Source organism: Glaciimonas sp. GNP009 (assembly GCF_054343755.1).
Map to the genome: position 1 here is coordinate 4,941,467 of NZ_JBTGUV010000004.1, position 23,076 is coordinate 4,964,542.

Below are 23,076 nucleotides of genomic sequence, written 5' to 3' on the forward strand. Positions count from 1 at the left end.
GGTTATCAGTTTTGAGTACTTTATATATTCGACTACCTCTGAGGACCACGATCAATTCCGCAGCGGCGTTACCCATGCCGGATTGTCGGTTCGCGCTAATATCCGAACAGGGCCGCATCGTTGATCAAGGAACGAACCAACTGTCCGGTCTGGCTGAACATATTGGCGCCGCCGCGCGAGTGGTCTTGATAGTAGCGGCTGGCGACGTCAATCTGTTGCGACTGCCGATTCCGCCGTTGTCAGATACCAAATTGAGATTGGCATTGCCGAATCTTGTTGAAGAGCATTTGCTGACTGACCCGCACGATTGCGTGATTGTTGCGAGCCGGAAGAGTAATGGTTCCAACGGTAATCTCCGCCTCATTGCCGTGGTGCAACGGGATTGGCTGGCGTTGATAGTGAAGACCGTGCTATCGCTTGGCGCCAACAAACTCGTGGCGTTGCCAGCGCAGCTTTGCCTGCCGCTGCCCGAGGCCGGAACAGCCGTCGCTGCCGTTACCGATTACGGTGCTGATATGGATGTCACGTTGCGACTCGCTGAGAATGACGGCATGGGCTGGTTAATTAGTCCGCTTCCGGGGCAGTCGGCAGCACAAGCGGTGTTGTATGGACTGACTACCATTGTGCCGCATCAGTTGGTGACACTTTATGTAGATGAATCTAGCCGGTCGGCTTATGAGGAACTCGGCGACGAGCAGGTCACGGTAATCCCTGACGAATGGGAGCGCTGGGTTGGTGGCGCTCAAAAATTGACGAAGAGTGGCGGCCTTGATTTGATGGACGGACTGACGGTTAGAGGGGCACGCACCGATGTTAATTGGCGTCGATGGCGCTGGCCTCTGGGATTGGCAACAGCATTGCTGTTAGTAAATATTTTCAGCTTAAATGTGGAATGGTGGCGCATGCGCCGAGAAGCCAGCAGTATCCGGGCCGATATGGCGCAAAGCTACCTTGTCGCCTATCCAAACGAGAGCGTGATTATTGATCCCATTGCACAAATGAAACAGAAAATTGCCCTTATGGAACGGCGCAGTGGTCAGCTTGGGGCTGACGACTTTTTGGTGCTCACGGCCGGTTTCGGCCAGGCTTGGGCCGCACTGCCACGCAGTGCCGGGAAGAATGCGATTATTGCGCTTGAATATCATGACCGCAGTTTGCTAGTGCGTTTAAAAAATGCCGCCGAAGCCAATGCCATTGAAGTACAAATGAGGAGCGCTTTGGAGGCTAATCAGTTAACGCTGATTAAGCCAACTTCCGGCATATGGCAGATCAGGAGTATCAAGTGAATTCTCCGTCCAATCCATTGCGGTCGACTTGGGCAAAAATGCGGAGGTCGGCAACCGATTTCTGGTTACAACGAAATCTTCGTGAACGCCGCTTGCTGAGCGCTTCTGCGATATTCATCGTGCTGGTCATCATGCATTTATTGTTGATTGGGCCAGCACTGTCAGGAAGGGCGCGCTTGCAAAAAGACTTGCCGACACTGCGTCAGCAATCGGTAGAAATGCAATCCTTGACGGCAATAGCTGCAACGCTATCGAGTCGCCAGGCAGCAGAGCGCATTTTGCCATTGAGCAAGGAAACGGTAGAAGCCACGCTTAAGAGCAAAGGTCTACATCCGCAAAATGTGAGCATGAGTGGTGACATTGCGAAGGTGCAATTGTCTCAGGTGGATTTTGTCAGCTTGCTTGACTGGCTTGACAATGCCCAAAAGTCCGCACATTGGGAAATTACGGAGGCCAATATTAACGCGCTTGATGATCCCGGTACGGGAAAAAGTGCGCAGCCCGGGATCGTGAATGCGAGTGTCACGCTCGTGGGGCAAAAGCATGAGTAGCGTCTTGGATATCAGCCAGTATTTCAGCGTAAACAGCAGATTTTATTTTGGTTCCAGGCTGATTAAGTCAGTGAGAACATTATGCGGGCGTTAACCCTTGGAATCAGGTGGGCCGGAGCCGCAACATTGAGTGTGCTAATAACGGTGTTGGTTTTTCTCCCAGCGGCGTGGTTGGGGCCGCTATTAGAAAATAAGACAGGCGGCCGAATCACCTTGGGCGATACACAAGGTTCGTTGTGGCGGGGCTCTGCTTTTATCGGCGTTGCGGCCAACGACAACGGTCCCGTGATGCCGTTGTTGCCAGGTCGATTGGTCTGGCATCTTTCGCCGCTGGTATTGGTGGGATTGGTGGACGCGACATTCGCAAATGTGCAAGTACTGTCGCAACCGGTCACGGTACGCGGCAACTGGACTAGCTTGACCATCAGTGCGGCGAGTGTTGCGGTCCCGGCAGAACGGTTGATGGCATTTGGTGCGCCCTTAAACACACTACAGCCATCAGGGATGATTCGGTTAGCCTGGAATCCCATGACGCTCCTAAGGACGACTAAGGGCCTGGATTTGCACGGAGTGATGACACTAGACATGATCGGGATCGGATCGCGCCTTTCGCCGGTCAAGCCGCTCGGCAGTTATCGTATGCATTTTGATTGGATGGGTAGCCAGGCAGGGTTAACGTTGAAGACAATAACCGGATCATTATTACTGAATGGTAGTGGTAATTTACACAACAGTCATGTACAGTTTTCAGGAACAGCAGAAGCGGCGGCGGGGCAAGAGAAACAATTGGCGATGATACTGAGTTTAATCGGCCAACCTCGCCATCTGAACGGGAAAAACGTTACCGATCTAGATTTCAAATCTTGAAAGATAAAATGCATCTCTTCACCCCCTCACCATTGGTATCGCTCAGCTGGCGTGTCGCCATTATGACGTTGCTGACTTGCGTAACTGCGGCCACCGTCCCCTCTGTCTTTGCAGCAACTATTAAAGATAATATAAATGACGGCGTCGGCGGTCAGGCAATAATGAATTTTGTCGGTGCTGACATCGAGTCGGTGATCAAAGCCATCGGACAGTACACCAATAGGACATTCATCATTGATCCGAGGGTTAAGGGAACGATCAATCTGGTGTCGGAAAAACCGCTGAGCAAATCGCAGGCCTTCGCATTGCTGGCATCAACTCTGCGTCTACAAGGTTACGCGGTGGTGCAGGGCGACGGCTTCGTTAAAGTGGTTCCTGAGGCGGACGCCAAGTTGCAACTAGGCGCGATACCTTCGGCGGGTGTCAGAGGCGACCAGATTGCAACGCAGATATTTGCGCTGAACTACGAATCTGCAAGCAATATCCTTCCAATATTACGGCCATTGATTTCGCCAAACAATACGATCAATGCCAACCCCGGCAACAACACACTAGTGGTCACCGACTATGCCCAAAATCTGCAGCGCCTCGGAAAAATGATTGCTGCGCTCGACGTGCCAGCGGTCAGAGATCTGGATGTCATACCGGTGCGCTATGCAGTGGCCAGCGATATCGCTGTTATGGCGAGTAAATTGCTTGATACCGGTGCTGTTACACAAGGAGGAAACGATAGCGCGCGCACCATGATTCTGGCCGATTCCAGAACTAATTCGCTGGTTATTCGCGCGCCTTCTGCGGCGCGCGCCATGTTGGCAAAAGCGCTGATTACCAAGCTTGATCAGCCCACGACGCAGGTTGGCAATGTACATGTGGTTTACCTGAAAAATGCCGATGCCGTAAAGCTGGTCAAAACGTTGCGCTCCATTGTTTCGTTCGACAGCTCGGCAACCACGGCCGGTCCTTCGTCCAGCGGTCCGGCTTCCAACGTTAACGCTGGTGGGGCATTCCAGAATACGAACAGCGGCGCATCCGGTACGTTAATGTCAAGCGCATCGTCGGCTTCGGTCGGCAGTCCCGTCCCATCAGTCGGAGGTGGCGCCGGCTTTATTCAGGCGGATGAAACGACGAATACGCTGATCATTACTGCCAGTGATGCTGTCTATCGTAATATGCGCGGCGTTATCGATCAACTCGATACGCGGCGCGCGCAGGTCTATGTTGAAGCCTTAATCGTTGAGGTGACAGATACGGCGGCCAGCGAGATCGGCGTGCAGTGGCTGGCCCTCAGCGGAGATAAAAATAGTGCTTATCGCGTCGGCGGAGGAACGGGATTTACCGGAACGAATACAGGCATCACTAGCGGCAACCTGTTCAATACTGCGATCGCTCTGCAAGCGAATTCTGGCGCATTGCCTAACTTCGGCGCTGGCTTGCAGCTCGGCGTGTTTCGCCAGATTGCAGGAAAAATTGGCTTAGGTGCGCTTGCCAGTGCCTTGAACGCCACGAGCGGCAGCAACGTGCTATCGATGCCAAACTTGCTGACGCTGGATAATGAAGAGGCGCGGATCGTGGTCGGACAAAACGTTCCTTTTGTGACTGGATCGTACGCCACAACGGGTGGAACCACCACCAATCCCTTTACCACAGTCGATCGAAAGGACGTGGGAACTGCGCTCAAAATTAAGCCGCATATTTCCGAAGGTGGTACTGTGCGGCTGGAAATTTCTCAAGAAGTGTCAGCGGTGGTCCAGAGCACCGCATCCAATCAGAATGGGCCAACTACCACCAAGCGGTCGCTAGAGACGAATGTGCTAATTGATGATGGCGGCATCATCGCATTGGGTGGTCTGATTGGGGACGATAACGAACATACTATCCAGAAGGTACCCTTGCTGGGGGATCTGCCATTTATTGGTAATTTATTTAAATATCAGTCTGGCTCCCGCAACAAAACCAATCTGATGATCTTCCTTCGCCCCACCATTATCCGCAACAAGGAGCAGAGCGCTACGATCGTTGCTGACCGTTACGATTACATGCGTAATGCCCAGATTAGTGTTCAGCCGAACAAAAGTATTCTTACCGATTTCGGTTCCTCCGTGACACCAATACTAGAAGATGGCGGTCCGTTCGTCGATCTCAGGTCGAGACAGCAACGTGCTCCGGACATGCTGATCCCAGAGCAGCAGCAAGGTACAGCAGATAAACTCGGAATAGAAGTAAGGGAATCACCGGAAGTGTTGAAGGAAAAAATGCCATGAGCGATATTGGCAGGACCGATACGCAACTATTGCCGTATGCATTTGCCCGGCATAACGCATTGCTGGCTCAACGCACCGGAGGTGCCGATAACACGGACCATCCGGTGGAGTTGTGGATTTCCGACATAACCCAGCGGGCCGCGATTGCTGAAGTCGGTCGTCGCTTCGGCCAGATGCGGTTGCATGTGATATCGCGTGAAGAGCTTGATGCCGCAATTGCGCGCGCTTATGCAGGTTCTGGCGGCGATGCAGCGCAAGTAGTGGATGAGTTTGAATCCGATCTCGACCTCGCCAAACTGTTACAGGATATGCCTGCAGTCGTGGATCTGCTAGAGTCATCGGACGATGCGCCGGTGATTCGCATGATCAACGCTTTGCTGACACAAGCTTTACGAGAAGGGGCATCGGATATTCATATCGAACCATTCGAGCAGATCTCGGTAGTGCGCTTTCGCGTTGACGGTAGTTTGCGCGATGTCGTGCGACCACGGAAGGCAATCCACGCGTCGCTGATTTCTCGAATCAAGATCATGGCGCAAATGGATATTGCGGAGAAACGATTGCCGCAAGATGGCCGCATTACTCTGCGGGTTGGTGGCAAGCCTCTAGATGTAAGGGTCTCCACTTTGCCGACCGGTCATGGTGAACGGGCAGTGCTGCGCTTATTGGAAAAAGAAGCTGGTCGGCTCGATCTGCAACATCTCGGTATGAGCGCTATCGTGCAGACGCAGTTCGACCGATTGATCGCCCAGCCGCATGGCATCGTTCTGGTAACAGGACCAACTGGTTCCGGAAAAACGACCACGCTGTACGCTGCGCTATCGCAACTGAATACTTCCAGTACGAATATTTTGACAGTTGAAGATCCGATCGAATACGAACTGGCGGGGATTGGCCAGACCCAAGTCAATGCGCGTATCGACATGAGTTTCGCTAAAGCGCTGCGAGCAATTTTGCGGCAAGACCCGGATGTCATCATGATTGGTGAAATACGTGATCTGGAAACCGCTCAAATTGCGGTACAGGCTTCGCTGACCGGACACTTGGTACTGGCAACGTTACACACCAATGATGCGGCTGCAGCGGTAACGCGGTTACTGGATATGGGTATAGAACCCTTTTTGTTGTCATCCTCTTTGTTGGGTGTGGTGGCACAGCGTCTGGTTAGAAAATTATGCACTCATTGCCGCCGCCATGATGGACAGTTCTGGCAGGCCGTCGGTTGTGAGCGCTGCGCGCACATCGGGTATCAAGGGCGGGTGGGTGTGTACGAATTAATGCAGGCAACTGATCAGATTCAGTCACTCATTCACAATCGTGCGTCCGAAGCCGAAATACAGCAAGTGGCGCAACGCGACGGCATGCAAACCATGCGCCAGGATGGCGAGCGCTGGCTTGCCGACGGTGTCAGTACGCATGCGGAATTGCTACGCGTCACCAAAGAGTAAGCGAGGACTACCATGCCAGCATTTCGGTACGAAGCAGTGGATAATAATGGTAGTAGTATCAAGGGCGTGGTCAATGCCGACAGCGCAAAAATGGCGCGGACCGGTTTGCGCAGCCAAGGCTTATTGCCGCTTAATGTCGATCCGATTACGCAGCAGGTGGATGCTGCCGGAAATCTTCAACGGCGGGGCTTTGCCGGACACCTTTCCACCGTTGAGATTGCATTGTTCACGCGCCAGCTCGCCAGTTTGTTAGAAGCCAGCCTGCCGCTCGAGCAGGCATTAACTGCACTGATGGAGCAAGCTGAGCGAACCTATCAGCGTGATTTGATCGCTTCTATACGCTCGGACGTTATGGGCGGCGCGTCCTTGTCTGCCGCGTTGGCTGCGCATCCGCGAGATTTCGCTGACATTTATCGCGCTCTGGTCGCTGCCGGTGAACAAATTGGTCAATTATCGCGTGTACTTTCGCGCCTGACAGATTACATCGAAAGGCGCAATGCCCTCGTACAAAAGGTCAAACTGGCATTCACGTATCCGGCTATCGTCACCGTGGTGGCATTCATCATCGTGATCTTCCTGTTGACGTATGTGGTGCCACAAATCGTTGCTGTATTTGCCAATACCAAACAGAAATTACCGTTGCTGACCGTGCTGATGCTGGCGACCTCCAGCGTCGTACGCAACTATGGCTGGGCGGTGTTGTTGACGGTGTGTCTCTTGATGTATGGCTGGCGCATGGCTTTGAAGAATCCCGTGACCAAAATGCGCTGGGATACCTGGCTGTTACGCGCACCGCTTTACGGAAAGTTCGAACGTAGCCTCAATACGGCGCGTTTTGCCAGCACGCTAGCCATTACCACCGGTTCCGGTGTACCGATACTGAAGGCATTGCAAACCAGTCGGGATACGCTCTCCAATGTCGCGATGCAGCAACAGGTGGATACGGCCGCTGCCAGCGTTCGTGAGGGTATTAGTCTGGCGCAGGCTTTGTCAGCACACAAACATTTTCCTCCTTTGTTGATTCATATGATCAGGGCCGGCGAGGTCACAGGCGAGCTACCAGCAATGTTGGAGCGGGCTGCCAATGCGCAGGAACAAGATCTTGAACGACGCGCAATGACCATGGCCGGCTTGCTGGAGCCAGCCCTGATTCTGGCGATGGGGGTGGTGGTATTGCTGATTGTGCTGGCGGTACTGATGCCGATCATCGAAATCAATCAACTGGTGCGCTAAAACACATATAACTCGCTCACATCAGGTTTGGCGTCTGGAATTGGTATTAGTAAAAGAAAAATAGCCGAGGGAAGGATCGCGTTGCTTCTCTATACTGCGCGGCTATTTCTGACATAGTGTTTAATAAAATAGATCAGCGCAAGGCGGTCATATGAGTGAAAAATTAAGTAAAAGGTTAAGCAAGCATTCCAAACGTATGCCGGAACGTCTTAGCCTGCTGCTATTCATGCTGCTTTGCGCTTGCACTGCTTACTGGGTAATAACACTGGTCAAGCCTCCAACACGCGTGGTCGTAGCACCGCCGCAGCCGGAGAGACCACCGATCAATGTGATGATGGCGGCAGGTTTATTTGGAGGGCGCGAGACGGTGACGGTCGCCAGCAATTACCAGTTACTGGGTGTAGTCGCTGCGAAAAAATCTGAGGAAAGCGTTGCCATTCTGAGTGTCGATGGCAAGCCTGCCAAAGCGGTGAGGCAGGGTAGGGAACTGTTACCCGGGACCAGTATTCAAGAGGTGCATCCTAACTATGTTCTGCTGTCCGAAGCAGGTATTTTGAAGCGTGTAATGCTGCCTGAAGAAGTGCAGCCCAAATCGGGGCCACTCGGACCGCCTTCGTTATTGACACCTCCTCAGACGGCACAATAAACGTTTGCGCAGGATGAAAATATCGGCATTTGAGCACCGATCGTTACTGCACAAAAGTCGTCGCGGCAAAACTAGATATTATTCAATGCAATTAATGCCTCCGCATCAAGTTGCAGCGCACCCGCCAACACATTCTCACGCAGATGGGCGATTGACTTGGTACCGGGAATCACGAGTATGTTCGGCGCCCGCTGTAGCAGCCATGCCAGCGCTACTTGCATCGGGTTGACCTGCATGGAGGCGGCCACGCGCGTTAAGGTGTCCGACTGCAGCGGTGTGAAACCACCGAGCGGAAAAAACGGCACGAAAGCAATCTTCTGCGCAGCCAGCGTATCGATCAGTGCGTCGTCGTCACGGTGCGCCAGATTGTATTGATTTTGCACGCAGACGATATCGGTAAATTGCTGCGCCTCTGCCACTTGCTCTGCGGTCACATTGCTAAGCCCGATGTAACGGATCAGCCCTTCTTGCTTCAACCGTACCAACGTTTCCATCGAAGCCGCTAGTGACGAATTATCGGGGCCAGTAATGCCGGGCGCGCGCAAATTGACAACATCGAGCACATCGAGTTGCAGGTTGCGCAGATTATCATGCACGGCGGCACGTAACTCCTGTGCGCTATGGGATGGTATCCATGATTCGTCTTCGCCGCGCCGGAAGCCGATCTTAGTGACGATGGTTAGCCCGTCAAAGTAAGGATGCAACGCTTCGCGAATAATTTGATTGGTAACGTGTGGCCCATAAAAGTCCGATGTGTCGATGTGGTTGATGCCCAGTTCCATTGCGTCGCGCAGAACAGCCACCGCACCAGCACGGTCCTTCGGCGGACCCCATACGTGGGGACCGGCCAGTTGCATGGCGCCATAGCCGACGCGATTAAACGAAAGGGCGCAATTGGCCGGGGTGAATTGGTCGTCGGAAAGTTGATAAATGGTCATGAAAAATCCTTGGGTTGTGTTGTGATTAGTCAGGCCTTCACCGCCAGCCTGTCTGGTTATCTAATTCTCTAATTGTCTGTCAAGCACCGTTGCGCAACTGGTCACGTCATTGTAGCCACGTCCACGTTGTGTGATAATCCGTTCAGCACCGAACGGGCTGTTCGGCATACCGCACAATCAGGTAGACAAATAATGAGTTCAGAATCTTATTCGATGGCAGATCTAGCGACCTTCGCGCTGGTGGCTCAGCACAAGGGGTTTCGTCAGGCTGCGCGCGCCAGCGAGCAATCAGCATCGACGCTCAGCGAGGCTATTCGCCGGTTAGAAAATCAGCTTGGCATACGTTTACTGCTCAGGACCACTCGCAGCGTCACGCCGACAGAGGCCGGAGCGTTGCTATTGCGGCATTTGATGCCAGCATTGGACAACGTTCACAGCGCGTTAGACGTGCTGAACGATCTGCGCGATAGTCCGCGCGGCACACTGCGTTTAAATGTGCCGGTAGTCGCGGCCCGGTTTTTTCTTTTGCCGATTATTAACGCCTTTATGAGCGCCTATCCGGACATCACGGTGGAGGTGGTGGTGGACAACAATTTTGTCGATGTCATTGCCAGCGGTTGTGACGCTGGCATACGCTACGGGGAAGAGTTGGAGCAGGATATGATCGCAGTGCCGATCGGCCCGCGTAAGCAACGCTTTGCGGTCGCTGCCGCACCATCCTATCTGGCGTTGCGCGGTATGCCGATACACCCGCGTGATTTGATGGAACACGCTTGCTTGCGTGGTAAATTTCTCAGCGGCGCGATGCACCCTTGGGAATTCGAGCGCGACGGCAAGAAGTTGTGTGTAGAGCCAACTGGCCCACTGATCATCACGCCGACCATCGCCGACATCGCGGTCAGCGCTGCTGTAGCCGGACATGGCATCATCTATCTGTTCGAGGAATGGCTCGCGCCGTATCTAGAATCCGGTCAATTGGTGCCGATATTGGAGGAGTGGTGGCCACGCTTTCCTGGCCCGTTTTTATACTTTTCCGGACGGCGTCACCTACCGGCTCCGTTGCGGGCATTTGTCGATTTCATCCAAACACCGGTCTAACGGGAAGAAGCTGCCGACCGTTAAACTTCCTCAACTTAACTTCAATCTTATTGATAACTTAAGCATCGAATGATGTGGGTGAGGTCGATGACGTTCTTTCATTTTAAAGATGACTTTCAGGCTTGAGAGACGCTTGATATGGTGAACCGTAAAAGCTCGGCGTTTATGGAGTAGAAGGAAATGCTTTCCAAATTAAGCCTTCCTTTTAGCATACACATAGCGGCACATTGCCTCTTGGCTAATCTGCATCTCTCCACTTATATTTCTATTTTGGCTTCGGGTTGCCCCATGGACGTCAGCTAAGCGAAGCTTGCCAGCAGCATTAGCGAGGTCAACCCGCGATTGCCTTCGCAAACTCCAGGAAATGCCGGGCCAGTGGCGTTACGGCGTTGGTCCGGTACGCGATGCCTAGTCCGGTGGTGCCATCGCGTTGGTCGGAAAGCGGGCGCAGGGCTACCGAACGCCCCGCCATCATCTCCCAGAGCTTGGGTACAAGTGCAACGCCCAGCCCGCTCTCAACCAGCGCAATAATGGTCTGCGCCTGTGATCCCTGCTGAACGATGCGCGGGATGAACCCGGCCTGATGACAGGCCGCGAGCACACCCAGATGCGAGGTTGGCGTCATGCGCTGCGATGGAATGATGAAGGGTTCGTCGCGTAACTCTATCAGCCGTAATGACTTGCGTCCTGCGAGTCGGTGATTCTCCGGCAACGCTGCGATATAGCGGTCACTCAGCACGGGTTCCATTGTGATCGATGCCAGCCTAGGTGTTGGAAAGCGCACTATGCCGATATCGGAGTCACCGACCTCGATTGCCTTGAGTATGGCTTGCGTATCTGCTTCGTACAAATCTAGCTCCGCTTTGGGGAATGCCTCATGAAAGCGCGCAATCGTACGCGGGACAAATGCCATCATTGATGAAGCGACAAAATGCACGCGCACCTTGCCAATGGCATTCGTGTTGGCGAGCGCGATACTTTCGCGGACCTGATCTGCATGAAATACCGCATTGCGTGCATGTTCCAGCGCAGCCTGACCAGCGGCCGTTAGCACCACACCGCGTTTGGTGCGGTCAAACAGCGCCGCACCAAGCGAGGTCTCGAGACGGCGTATGGCCATCGATAGAGGAGGTTGGGCAATATGCAAACGCGCAGCCGCCTTGTGAAAGTTAAGCGTTTCCGCGACGGCGAGAAATTGACGAAGTTGACGAAGTTCCATGGCGATACTCTTTTGATATCAGAAACGATAAAACTAATATTAGACCGGTTTCGGGTCGACGTATACGATTGACTGAGTGATAAAAAACAAAGGGAACTGGAATGGCCGAGGCAAAACAAATGGGCGATGCAGCGCCACTGGCTGGCGTCCGTATACTTGATCTGACGACTATCATGCTAGGGCCGTTCGCTAGCCAGCAACTGGGCGACTACGGCGCCGACGTGATCAAGATCGAGGCACCCGGTGGTGATGCGACGCGCCAAATCGGGCCGTCCCCCGAGGTGGACATGGCGGCTGCCTTTCTAGGTGTCAATCGCGGCAAGCGGAGTATTGTTCTCGATCTTAAGCAATCGACCGCACGCGATGCGCTGTTCGCGCTGATCGACAATGCCGATGTTCTGCTACACAGCATGCGCCCGCAAAAAATGGCGGCACTCGGCTTTAGTCCCGAGGCGCTGCTTGAGCGCAATCCCCGACTCATCGTTGTTGCCGCACATGGCTTTGGTGAAGACGGCCCGTACGCGGGACGTCCCGCATACGATGACATCATCCAGGGCTTGTGCGGTCTCGCGGGGCTATCGGCGGACCAGGGTGGAGAGCCGTCCTATGTGCCGAGCGTGATTGCCGACAAAATCTGCGGCATGTTCGCTACTCAGGCAGTCTTGATGGGGCTCGTCCGGCGTGCGCGCGAAGGCAGCGGCGTCTATGTAGAAGTGCCTATGCTCGAATCGATGGTGCACTTCACACTCATCGAGCATTTCTACGGTGCACACTTCGTACCACCCGAAGGCGAAGCTGGTTATCCGCGTCTGCTGACACGCTGGCGTCGTCCATATCGGACGACCGATGGCTATGTCTGTATCGTTCCCTACACTGATCGTCATTGGCGCCTTTTTTTCAGTGAGGCGGGTGTTCCTGAATACGCTGACGATCCGCGTTTCATGGGAATCGGCGCACGCACGCGACATATCGATGAACTTTACCGGCTGGTCGGAGAGCGTGTAGCGATGTGTTCGAGCGCGGTGTGGCTTGCCGCTTGCGATCGACTCGATATTCCAGCTGCACCGCTGAATCGGCTGGCTGATCTTGAGCGCGACCCGCATCTGATGGCGGTCGGGATGTTCCCAACAGTGGATGACGCGGCACTAGGCAAGGTAAAACTGGTCGCGCCACCGATGCGGTTCAATGGCAAGCGGCCGCCTGTCGCGATGCCGCCCCGATTAGGAGAGCATACCAACGAGATTTTGGCTCAGGCGGGGATTGGTACTTCCGCCCGCGAGGCGATGCTAGCCAGCGGCGGCGCCATTCAGTTTTATCCAAACACAGCCGATGGCGAGGGTGTCGTCAAAACCAACAGTCCGGCGACGGGTTATACGATTTCTGGAGTGACATCATGAATTTTTCTTTAAACGATGAGCAACGCGCTATCCAGGATGGAGTGCGTCAGGTATGTAGTGATTTTCCAGCCGAATATTGGCTAGAGCGCGACCGCAATGGTGGCTTTCCGCTCGACTTCCATGAAGCGATTGCGCAGGCGGGCTATCTCGGCGTCTGCATGCCCGAAGCCTATGGCGGAGCCGGACTCGGGATTACCGAAGCGGCCCTGATGGTGGAAGCACTATCCGGTTCGGGTGCTGGCATGAGTGGCGTGTCTGCCATTCACATGAATATCTTCGGCCTGAACCCGGTTGTGGTGTTTGGCACGGAAGCGCAAAAGCAGAGAATTCTACCGCCGTTGATCATGGGCAAGGAGAAGGCTTGTTTCGCGGTAACAGAACCCAACACGGGCCTCGATACAACCCGCCTCAAGACCTTCGCCCGCCGCGATGGAGATCGTTATCTTGTTACCGGCCGCAAGGTATGGATTTCGACTGCTCAAGTCACCGAAAAAATGCTATTGCTGGCTCGCACCACACCAATTGAGGAGTGCAAAAAGCCAGTTGACGGCCTGAGCTTGTTCTACACTGATCTTGACCGGCGCTATGTAGACGTGCGCGAAATCGAAAAGATGGGACGCAAATGCGTCGACTCGAACGAATTGTTTATCGATGATCTGCCGGTACCTACGGACGACCTGATCGGGGTCGAAGGCCAGGGCTTCCGTAACATCCTTCATGGTATGAATCCAGAACGCACACTGGTCGGCGCCGCTGCCGTCGGTCTGGGCCGTGCCGCATTAACACGTGCCGCTGGCTACGCCAACGAGCGGGTGGTATTCGGTCGACCGATCGGGAAGAACCAAGGTATCCAGCATCCGCTCGCACAGTGTTGGATGGACCTCGAGGCTGCGTGGTTAATGGTGCTTCATTCGGCCTGGAAATACGATCAGGGTCTTCCGTGTGGCGCGGAAGCGAACGCGGCGAAGTACTTGGCGGGGGAAGCCTGCTTTCGCGCTTGTGAAGCGGCTGTTTTGACCCATGGCGGTTTCGGTTATGCGAAGGAATACCACGTCGAGCGCTACTTTCGGGAAGCGATGCTGCTGCGCATTGCGCCGGTCAGCATGCAGATGATCTTCTCGTTTATTGCTGAGAAGGTGCTCGGACTGCCGAGATCCTACTAAGACACTATGCGTAACGTGTAATGGCCTGCAGTCAAACTTTTGAGGGAAGATACGATGAGCGATAACAATACCGAAGGAACCGATCTTGGTCGGATCGGCATCGGCATGATGTGGGAAGAGTTTGTGCCGGGTACGCGCTGGCACACGGCCGGACGCACGATCACCGAAACCGACCTCGTATCTTTTATTAACCTCACCTGGTTTACCGAAGAGCTTTTCACCAATCGTCACGATCAAAGTGTCAATGTGATTGGCGGGCGTCCGGTACCCGCGGGCCTGGTATTCACGATGGCCGAAGGGCTGGTCTCGCCATCGCTTGATCGTACCGGCCTCGCATTTCTACACACCGACCTTGATGTAAAGCACGCGATCCAGATCGGCGACACGATCTATGTACATTGCAAGGTCATCGAGCGGCGCGAGTCGAAGAAGCTGGATCGGGGCTTGGTGCGCACGGAGAACACCGTCGTTTCGGGGGATGGTACTCCGCTCATGGTGTACCGTCCGCTGCGACTGGTGCGACGTAGGCATGTATCGAGTGCGCCGGCCCATGCGTGACTGGACATGGAATGGACCTGGCGTAATTAACTGAAGGGCCATGCGGGGCTTACCGCATGTTTTGATAAATAAGACGGAGACAATCACTATGTTGAATGCGCACACAGATGCGTTACCGAGGTTCGAAGTAGCATCTGACACTGAACAGCCCACAGCGAGATTACTGTTCGCCGGTTGCGTCGGCAATGCTCTGGAGTGGTTCGACTGGCTGGTCTACACCGGCTTCGCGATCTTCTTCACCAAGCAGTTCTTTCCGACCAACAACGAGACGACATCCCTATTGTCGACGTTCGCAGTTTTTGCGGTTGGCTTCAGCATGCGCCCGATAGGCGGCTGGTTGACGGGCGCATTTGCCGATCGTTACGGACGTCGTACCGCCCTTGCATGGACCATCGGCTTGATGGGAGGCTCGTCGCTGCTGATTGCGATATTACCGACCTTTCATCAAATCGGAATCGCAGCACCGATTGCGCTGACCATCTTGAGGATGCTGCAAGGTCTGTCTGCGGGAGGTGAATATGGTGCGTCGGCGGCTTATATGGCGGAATCGGCACCGCCTGCGAAACGCGGATTTTATGCCAGCTTCATGTACGTCGGTGTCGCCTCGGGACTTTTGCTAGCCTCTATATTAACTTGGGCGATGACGTATTTCGTTGGTACTCCGACGCTTGAAGCTTGGGCTTGGCGCATACCTTTCTTCATCGGTGGATGTGCCTCGATCTTCGGCGGTTGGCTGCGCTACGGCATACGTGAAACTGACACATTTATCGCTTTGCGCGCGCGCGGAATCAAGCGTCGTTCTCTATTGTGGATTTGGCGAAATCATCGTCGAGAGGTGCTGCGCGTGATCGGCATCGCGGCGCTTGGGGCGCCCAGCTTTTATCTGTTCGTCAGCTACATACCTGTTTACGCGATCCGCCATGCGGGTGCGGTTCCGAGCGTCGCATTCGGTGCTGCAACTGCTGGCATCGCGGTGTTCCTCATCTCACAGCCGTTCTTCGGCATGCTGTCCGACCGCATTGGTCGTCGGCCACCGCTCATCGCCTTCGCACTGTTAAATGTGTTGTTCCTGTACCCAGTCGTTATGTCGACTGGCGCAAGCTTTACGTCAGTTTTTCTGGTGGAGTGCTTCGGTCTCTTGAGCTACGGACTATATTCAGCGATCGCTCCGACGGTCATGGCCGAGGTCTTCAGCGCTGAGATCCGGGTCACTAGCATCGGCACGGTCTATAACCTGGTGGTTGCGTTGATCGGCGGTACGACGCCCTATCTGATGACGTATTTCGCATCACGTCATCAGGAAGGTTGGTTCATCACTTATGTGATCTTTTGGGCATTTATCAGCCTGATCACTTACATCATCATGCCGGAGACGCGCGGCATCAGCCTTGATCCGGGCAAGTGACTCGCGAGATGACCCGATGACGCAATACGCGAATAACTTTCACCCGGCTTGCCTCTTCTTTATGAACTCCGACCATCATGACACCTTACACAGAAAACCTATCCAATTCGATCTCCAATGGACACGTCAGCATTACGACGCAGGGCGACGTTGCCGTGGTGACTATCGATCATCCGCCTGTCAATGCGCTCTCACGTTCCGTGCGACGAGAGCTTCTCGCTACCTTCGCGTTGATCAGCGCCGACCAACAGGTGAGGGCTGTTGTACTTGCCTGCGCCGGGCGCACGTTCGTCGCGGGGGCTGATATAGGTGAGTTTTCTGATCGCAGTGGCGTACTAATGACCAGCGAACCCGATCCGAATGAGGTGATTGCCGCAATCGAACAATGCGGTAAGCCTGTGGTGGCCGCACTGTTCGGTCATACGTTGGGTGGCGGACTTGAATTAGCACTGGGCTGCCATGCGCGCATCGCCCACGTCGATACGCGTATCGGGTTTCCCGAAATCACGCTGGGTGTAATTCCTGGAGCCGGGGGAACGCAACGTTTGCCGCGCCTGGTCGGCCTACCGCTGGCGCTAGAGATGATCTTAACCGGCAAGTTGCTCTGGGCGCAGGACGCACTCGCCGTAGGACTGATCGATGCAGTGATCTCGACTAACGACGATTTGGTAGGGCGGGCGATCGCTTATGCTACAGAGCTTGCCCTCAAGGCTAACGCCGGCCTGTTGGCGCGTGACCGTGCGGTCGATGTCGCCAACATGCCGGTTGGATTGTTCGCCAAAGCACGCGCTGAGAAGACTCGCAACCGCGCTCAGGCGCGTGCGCGTATTGCAGCAATCGATGTTATTGAGGCAGCAGTGGAGCAGCAGTTCGACGAGGCACTGCGGTTCGAGCGCATGCAGTTTGTGGCCTGCAATGCAAGTCCCGAGGCAGCGGCATTGCAGCACGCCTTCTTTGCGCAACGTGCCGCCACAAAAATTGCCGGTGTGAGTTCTATGACAAAGCGCCGCCCTCTGGCGTCAGTTGGTATCGTGGGAGGTGGCACGATGGGACGCGGTATTGCCATTGCCTTTATGAACGCAGGTATTGCGGTCGTATTACTTGAAGTCAGTACCATCGCGCGCGATGCCGCGCTGGCTGCCATTTCGGCCGAATACGAGCGCGGTGTGAAGGCTGGCCGGATCGACGTGAAGACGGCCCTTGCCTGCGTTGGGCGCTTGGCAGGAGCGCTTGACGATGCGGCACTGGCCACTTGCGATCTGGTGCTGGAAGCCGTGTACGAGAATCTTGAGATCAAGCAGGCGGTATGCCGACGGCTGGGCCATATTGCAAAGCCCGGGGCGATCATTGCGACCAATACGTCGACGCTGGATGTCGACGTGCTCGCGGCTGCCACTGGCCGTCCGCAAGATGTAGTCGGCTTGCATTTTTTTAGTCCTGCGAACGTGATGAAGTTACTCGAGATAGTGCGCGGTAAAGAGACCTTGCCCGATGTGCTGGCAACGGTTATGGCATTAGCTACCAGACTCGGAAAGGTACCGGTGGTGTCGGGCGTTTGCTACGGCTTCATTGGCAACCGGATGCTCGAAGGCTATCTCCGCGAAACCGAGGCGATGCTTTTAGAGGGATTGACTCCGCGTCGTATCGATACCGCCCTCGAGCAATTCGGCATGGCGATGGGACCATGCCGCATGATGGATCTGGCAGGAGTAGATGTCTGTGCCAAGGTAGTGGAAGAGCGCGGGAAGGAGGGCAAGCTACCGTCCGATCCGACCTATCGCATTGTCTGTCGAGAATTGGCCGCGCTAGACCGTTTCGGCCAGAAGTCCGGTAGCGGCTTCTATCGCTACGATGGACGCACGGCGCGCGACGACGCCGCTGTTGATGAAATCTGTTCCAAGCTTGGGACACTAGCCGGAATCGCTCGCCGCAACGACATAACGGATGAAGAGATTGTCGAGCGCTGTTTGCTACCGCTTATCAACGAGGGTGCGCACATTATGGAGGAGGGCGTAGCTACCCGACCGGGGGATATCGACATCGTTTGGCTTGCTGGTTATGGCTTCCCACCTGAGCGTGGCGGCCCGATGTATTACGCTGATACACTCGGCCGTCAACTGGTGTCCGACCGCCTTGACGATTATGGTCGCAGACGCGGCAACCGTTTCGGCTATTGGACGCCAGCGGCATCACTAGGCCGTGCCAGCTAATTTGGTCGGTCAACCATCATCACGGGAGCGTCTTCATCAGCGCAGCCCTTTCCGGAGTCAGACATGAGAGAAGCGGTTATTGTTTCCACAGCGCGCACGCCGATCGGGCGCGCTTTCAAGGGCGCGTTCAACGCCGTCCACTCGCCGACCTTGCTTGGACACGCACTGCGCCACGCGGTCGAGCGGGCAGGTGTCGAGGCTGCGGAGATCGAGGACTTCGTTGCCGGAACCGTGCTTGGTGCCGGTACCGCCGGGATGAACGTTGCGCGCAATGCAGTTTTCGCGGCAGGTCTGCCGGTCAGTGTGGCAGCGCAAACGATCGACCGGCAATGCGCATCGGGGTTGATGGCGATTGCTATTGCCGCCAAGCAAATCATTGTCGATAAAATGGATATAGTCGCGGCTGGAGGGCAGGACAATATTTCAGCACTTCAGCAGCGCTACTTCGACTGGATCAAGGAAACCCGCGATCCCGCAGTCGATATATGGGTCCCACACGCTTACATGCCTATGCTGCTAACCGCCGAAAACGTTGCCAACCGATACAAGATCAGTCGCGAGGCGCAGGATGCGCTGGCGTATGAATCACAGCGGCGGACCGCAGCGGCGCAGTTGGCAGGGCGTTTTTCGGCTGAAATCGTACCTTTGGCGACGACCATGACGCTGACCGATAAGGCCACTGGCACCGTGATCAAGCGTGATGTCACTCTGGACCGGGATGAGGGCAACCGGCCGGAGACGACGCGTGAATCTCTCGCTGCTCTAGCCGCGGTGATCGACGGCGGCACGGTAACTGCTGGTAATGCGAGCCAACTATCGGATGGCGCCAGTGCGTGCGTGTTGATGGAAGCGGGAATGGCAGCACGCCGCGCGTTAACACCACTCGGTATCTATCGCGGTATCGCAGTGGTGGGCAATGCGCCCGAGGAAATGGGCATCGGTCCGGTCTACGCTGTCCCGAAGTTATTGAAACACCATGGACTGACGATCGACGATATCGATCTCTGGGAGATGAACGAGGCATTCGCATGCCAGGCTCTCTACTGTCGCGACAGGTTAGGAATCGATCCCGCTCGGATGAATGTGAATGGAGGCGCTATATCGATCGGTCATCCCTACGGTATGACCGGTGCGCGCATGGTCGGGCATGCATTGCTAGAGGGGCGGCGGCGCAACGCGAAGTATGTAGTGGTGACGATGTGTGTCGGCGGTGGCATGGGTGCCGCCGGTCTGTTCGAGGTGCTGCCATGAATATTGATGCGCAATCCGCCATCAGCCAAGTTGAACACGTAACGACTGTGGTACTGCAGCATTAGTTGATTAGGGCGATCTGCTTCATACAATTCGCCGGACCTTCGCCGTTCGGTTACATCAACAAGGCGATGACCTGCGCCATATCATCGCGCTTCTCGGCTACGAAACGCTGACCGCAACAAAGAACCTTATCGACGCCGATCCGGTACGCCTTGGCGCTATTTTGGCTACAGTCATTTGATCGAGACAGCAAAGTAAGCTGAGAGCAATGTTTTCAGAAGTGCTATGAATAGTTTCCTACAGCCATTAAGTACTAACCATTAAGCGAATGCATTCAAAACCTATCCAAATGCAACACATTCGCAATGACCTAGATTTCGCATAATGTATATTATGTAAAATAAAAGAAGAAAAATAATCTTGGCCCTTTTCTGTTGATCCGCACGATAATTTAGAACTTCGTGCATTGGCCCGATTTTCTGTTTGCGAGGGCTGGTGACCTCCACTCCACTCAATTTGATCGTGCTGCCGATGCTCGCGCTGCGTTTCGGACAATTCGGTACGGACACACAAGACCATCACGAAGACAGTTTGTCGGCGATATCCAGAAACGTGGCTTACTTGAGTCGCTTGATGAATACTCGCCGGTTTTGTATCAGCCTAATGAAAACGGGGCATTCACGCACTATGGGGCAAGCCTAAATTTTGATTGGCAGGGACGGCGATATCCAGCAGCTTCGGCTTAGGCAAATGCAAGCTTTCCATAAGCGTAATGAAGTCGGTTCGGTTGTTACCTGCCAGCCGCGCGTTATGTACCTTCTCCCAACCGATGGTCGAGGCTGAACGACCCTTGTAATCATGGGCAGGCCATACTTTCGTGCCTTCTGCTAGTGTAAATAGTTTCGTTGTCACGGAAGTATAAAGTGCATCGGCACTGCCACTCTGGAAATCCGTACGACCACAACCATCAATCAACAGGGTGTCGCCCGTAAACACGTTATCGCGCCAAAGATAGGACATACTGCCGGCAGTATGTCCTGGCGTATGAATGACATAAATTTCTTCGGCATCAGCAAATACAATCCGATCGCCATCATTGAGCTGCAAATCGGCAGGCCCGATACCACATCCGGTTGGAGCGCCTGACTTAGCTCCTGTAATTTGACATAGTTTTCCTGCCGAAGTGACATGGTCTGCATGGGCATGGGTTTCTAGTACATAAGCAAGGGTTAGGCCGAGTCTGTCCAATTGCTGCAAATCACGCTCCCAATGCCGTGCGACCGGGTCTATGATCACCGCTGTCGTCTGACCGGGAATAAATAGGAGATAAGTGAATGTAGAGGATTCGGTATCGAATAACTGAAGTGGATTCATGATTGTTCTTCCTGAAATGACATCTGAAGTGCATATAGAAAAAGCTGTATGGTGGTTGGTGCTTAATTTTCGACGGCTGCTTTAGTCATTAAAGCGACTGCAACAAGTGTCGAAATCAACGCGAAACTTTTTTGTAACTGGGGTCCTGCGAGACGGCCAGACACTATTCACTATTCGCCCTCCTAACATACCGATACCGCTTATAGCGCCTGCCGAAAATGGCAATGCCACTATCCAGTCAAGATGGTTGGCTACAGCGCTACTGATCACACCCGATACGGAAACAAGCGCAATTACCGCCAAGGATGTTGCCAGCACTGACTGTGCATGCAGATTAGTATATCGCTGTAGCGCTGGTACCGTCACAAAGCCGCCTCCAACACCCAGCAGGCCTGACAACAAGCCAGCAATTACCCCGGATAGCGAAAGCACCCGGGCGCACGGTAGCGTCCAGATCAGTTTACCGATGAGGATCGTTATCGCAACCCTGCCCTGTCCGTTATGTTCGATCTCATACCTTACCCGACCGCGCCAGCCACTCGCGGCCTTTGAGCATTAACTGCCAATAGATCGCAGGCAGCAGGTTTTTCTTGAGCACCCATGCAGAACGCCGGGCGACTGTGGGATCGATTGGAAACGTCGGCAACAATTTGCCACCGTAGCCAAATTCGGCTAATACTACTTTTCCGATTTCAACGGTTAATGGACAAGCGCCGTAGCCGTCATATTCGGTGATCAGAGCGTGCTGTTGACGCAGCGCCAGTAGATTTTCTGCTACCACGACGATTTGCTTGCGTACAGCGGCGACCGTCTTGGCATTTGGTGTAGAACAGGCGTCGCCGAGACCGAAGATGGTTGGGTAGCGTACATGCTGCAACGTTTTTTGGTCGACCTCTACCCAGCCATCGACATTCCCCAGGCGGCTGGCTTTGATGACATCATGCGGAACCTGAGGCGGTACTACATGCAGAAAGTCGAACGTTTTTTCTACCCTGCTGGTCTGGCCGTTGCTGTCTTTGACATCAAACCATGCCTTACGGGCTGGTCCGTCAACCGCCACCAGATTTGAATTGAATTGCAAATTAGCCTTATAACGTTCGATATAACGCATCAAGGCTGGCACAAATGCCGCCACACCAAACAACGCGCCGCCAGCATTGTCGAATTCGACGCTGATATTGGACAACACACCTTGCGCCTCCCAATAGGAGCACGACAGATACAACGCTTTTTGCGGCGCACCAGCACATTTGATCGGCATCGCGGGCTGGGTGAAAATGGCGCGGCCTGATCGCAGCGTTTGCACCAACGACCAAGTGTACGGTGCGAGGTCAAACCGATAATTCGATGTCACGCCATTGCTTCCTAATGTCGCTTCAAGACCGGCTATACCCGCCCAGTACAATTTTAAACCTGGTGCAACGATCAAGTATTGGTAGCAGTGGGTGGAGCCGTCTGAAAGGGTCAGTTGTTGATTTTCCGGATCAAAGCTGCTGGCGCACTGTTTTAACCACCGGACGGACCCCGGTATCAGGCTCGTTGTGGGTCTGACGGTGTCGGCGATATCGAATTCACCGGCACCGACCAAGCTCCAGGCCGGCTGGTAGTAGTGCTGTTCGCTGGGCTCGATGATACTGATCTGCAGTCCCGGCTCGCGCCGCAGCAGGCTAGCCGCCACGCCGATTCCACCAGCGCCACCACCGACGATGAGTACCTCGTGGCTAACTGGCTGAGCAACAATTTTTTCGTCAGTTGCGGCAAGCGTGGCCGACGCGGCGTCCTGGGCCAGTTGAAACAATGTGGAGGCGCGTCGCCCACTGCGGCAATAAGCGAGAACCGGAGGTGGCAGGTCGATGAGTAGTTGCCTGAAACTATACACGTCCTGCGCGTTGATCTGGTCAAGGACTACCGGCAAATAAGCGGCGTGTAATCCGATGGTATGCGCCTCGGATGCGATTTCCGAAAAATCCGTTTGCTCCGCGTCTCCTTCAGCATCTGGACGATTGCACATTACACTGCGATAACCGGCAGCGCCAATGGCCGCCAGATCGGCAACTGTTATCTGGCCAGTTATTGAAAAATCTTCCGTCACTTTTACAATCGGCTCCATACTTTTGCCCCCTCCAATACGCTTGGCACAATGATCAACTCAACCGTTAAACTGCTCC

Annotated in this window: 19 protein-coding genes; 14 read left to right on the forward strand and 5 right to left on the reverse strand. The window is 54.4% G+C overall.

Features of this window, described 5'->3' with window-relative positions; translation table 11 throughout:
* Positions 1-11: 11 nt before the first annotated feature.
* The 7 genes from gspL (at position 12) to ACXX82_RS22770 (ending at position 8,292) form a co-directional block, all read left to right on the forward strand.
* On the forward strand, positions 12-1,286 hold the full coding sequence (gene gspL, locus ACXX82_RS22740; RefSeq protein ID WP_458563756.1) for a type II secretion system protein GspL: 1,275 nt from the start codon (positions 12-14) through the stop codon (positions 1,284-1,286).
* Entirely contained in the window at positions 1,283-1,837 is a 555-nt protein-coding gene (locus tag ACXX82_RS22745; protein WP_458563757.1) for a type II secretion system protein M, read from the forward strand. The genes gspL and ACXX82_RS22745 overlap by 4 nt, the downstream gene beginning before the upstream one ends.
* 132 nt (positions 1,838-1,969) lie before the next feature.
* Positions 1,970-2,704, forward strand: a complete 735-nt coding sequence (gspN, locus tag ACXX82_RS22750) for a type II secretion system protein N (RefSeq protein WP_458564047.1) — start codon at positions 1,970-1,972, stop codon at positions 2,702-2,704.
* Positions 2,705-2,712: 8 nt separating this feature from the next.
* On the forward strand, positions 2,713-4,965 hold the full coding sequence (gene gspD / locus ACXX82_RS22755; RefSeq protein WP_458563758.1) for a type II secretion system secretin GspD: 2,253 nt from the start codon (positions 2,713-2,715) through the stop codon (positions 4,963-4,965).
* A complete protein-coding gene (gene gspE, locus ACXX82_RS22760; RefSeq protein WP_458563759.1) occupies positions 4,962-6,413 on the forward strand; it encodes a type II secretion system ATPase GspE in 1,452 nt (483 codons plus the stop codon). Before gspD ends, gspE begins: the two co-directional genes overlap by 4 nt.
* 12 nt (positions 6,414-6,425) lie before the next feature.
* A complete protein-coding gene (gspF, locus tag ACXX82_RS22765) occupies positions 6,426-7,646 on the forward strand; it encodes a type II secretion system inner membrane protein GspF (RefSeq protein ID WP_323507063.1) in 1,221 nt (406 codons plus the stop codon).
* 151 nt (positions 7,647-7,797) lie between these two features.
* Complete coding sequence (locus tag ACXX82_RS22770; RefSeq protein ID WP_322238637.1) at positions 7,798-8,292, forward strand: type II secretion system protein N; 495 nt, start codon at positions 7,798-7,800, stop codon at positions 8,290-8,292.
* 71 nt (positions 8,293-8,363) lie between these two features.
* Here the strand turns inward: ACXX82_RS22770 and ACXX82_RS22775 are convergent, their stop codons facing one another.
* On the reverse strand, positions 8,364-9,230 hold the full coding sequence (locus tag ACXX82_RS22775) for an oxidoreductase (protein WP_322238638.1): 867 nt from the start codon (positions 9,228-9,230) through the stop codon (positions 8,364-8,366).
* Between the two features lie 192 nt (positions 9,231-9,422).
* Between ACXX82_RS22775 and ACXX82_RS22780 the strand changes: the two genes are divergently transcribed.
* Positions 9,423-10,328: a LysR family transcriptional regulator gene (locus ACXX82_RS22780; RefSeq protein WP_322238639.1), complete on the forward strand. Its 906-nt coding sequence runs from the start codon at positions 9,423-9,425 to the stop codon at positions 10,326-10,328.
* A 331-nt stretch (positions 10,329-10,659) separates the two neighbouring features.
* On the opposite strand, the gene ACXX82_RS22785 is transcribed toward ACXX82_RS22780, so the two are convergent.
* Positions 10,660-11,547 carry a LysR family transcriptional regulator gene (locus tag ACXX82_RS22785; RefSeq protein ID WP_322238640.1) on the reverse strand — a complete coding sequence of 296 codons (888 nt, stop codon included), beginning with the start codon at positions 11,545-11,547 and terminating at the stop codon, positions 10,660-10,662.
* A gap of 101 nt (positions 11,548-11,648) precedes the next feature.
* On the opposite strand from ACXX82_RS22785, the gene ACXX82_RS22790 reads away from it, so the two are divergent.
* The 6 genes from ACXX82_RS22790 to ACXX82_RS22815 all read left to right on the forward strand — a co-directional run bounded on the left by ACXX82_RS22790 (position 11,649) and on the right by ACXX82_RS22815 (position 19,531).
* Complete coding sequence (locus ACXX82_RS22790) at positions 11,649-12,944, forward strand: CaiB/BaiF CoA transferase family protein (RefSeq protein WP_458563760.1); 1,296 nt, start codon at positions 11,649-11,651, stop codon at positions 12,942-12,944.
* The gene (locus ACXX82_RS22795; RefSeq protein WP_458563761.1) at positions 12,941-14,107 is read left to right on the forward strand and encodes an acyl-CoA dehydrogenase family protein; all 1,167 of its coding nucleotides are present in this window, start codon (positions 12,941-12,943) and stop codon (positions 14,105-14,107) included. The genes ACXX82_RS22790 and ACXX82_RS22795 overlap by 4 nt, the downstream gene beginning before the upstream one ends.
* A 39-nt stretch (positions 14,108-14,146) precedes the next feature.
* Positions 14,147-14,665, forward strand: a complete 519-nt coding sequence (locus ACXX82_RS22800; protein ID WP_323507065.1) for a MaoC family dehydratase — start codon at positions 14,147-14,149, stop codon at positions 14,663-14,665.
* 88 nt (positions 14,666-14,753) lie between these two features.
* Positions 14,754-16,070: an MFS transporter gene (locus ACXX82_RS22805; RefSeq protein ID WP_322238644.1), complete on the forward strand. Its 1,317-nt coding sequence runs from the start codon at positions 14,754-14,756 to the stop codon at positions 16,068-16,070.
* 77 nt (positions 16,071-16,147) lie between these two features.
* Complete coding sequence (locus ACXX82_RS22810) at positions 16,148-18,280, forward strand: 3-hydroxyacyl-CoA dehydrogenase NAD-binding domain-containing protein (protein ID WP_458563762.1); 2,133 nt, start codon at positions 16,148-16,150, stop codon at positions 18,278-18,280.
* 63 nt (positions 18,281-18,343) lie between these two features.
* The gene (locus ACXX82_RS22815; RefSeq protein WP_323507067.1) at positions 18,344-19,531 is read left to right on the forward strand and encodes an acetyl-CoA C-acyltransferase; all 1,188 of its coding nucleotides are present in this window, start codon (positions 18,344-18,346) and stop codon (positions 19,529-19,531) included.
* A 681-nt stretch (positions 19,532-20,212) separates the two neighbouring features.
* Here ACXX82_RS22815 and ACXX82_RS22820 read toward each other — a convergent pair.
* From ACXX82_RS22820 to ACXX82_RS22830, 3 genes are all read right to left on the reverse strand, one after another.
* Positions 20,213-20,908 (reverse strand): MBL fold metallo-hydrolase, encoded by a 696-nt coding sequence (locus tag ACXX82_RS22820; protein WP_322238647.1) that lies wholly within the window; start codon positions 20,906-20,908, stop codon positions 20,213-20,215.
* Between the two features lie 81 nt (positions 20,909-20,989).
* Positions 20,990-21,340 carry a TSUP family transporter gene (locus ACXX82_RS22825; RefSeq protein WP_458563763.1) on the reverse strand — a complete coding sequence of 117 codons (351 nt, stop codon included), beginning with the start codon at positions 21,338-21,340 and terminating at the stop codon, positions 20,990-20,992.
* A gap of 79 nt (positions 21,341-21,419) precedes the next feature.
* The gene (locus ACXX82_RS22830; RefSeq protein ID WP_458563764.1) at positions 21,420-23,018 is read right to left on the reverse strand and encodes a bifunctional protein tyrosine phosphatase family protein/NAD(P)/FAD-dependent oxidoreductase; all 1,599 of its coding nucleotides are present in this window, start codon (positions 23,016-23,018) and stop codon (positions 21,420-21,422) included.
* Positions 23,019-23,076: the final 58 nt, after the last annotated feature.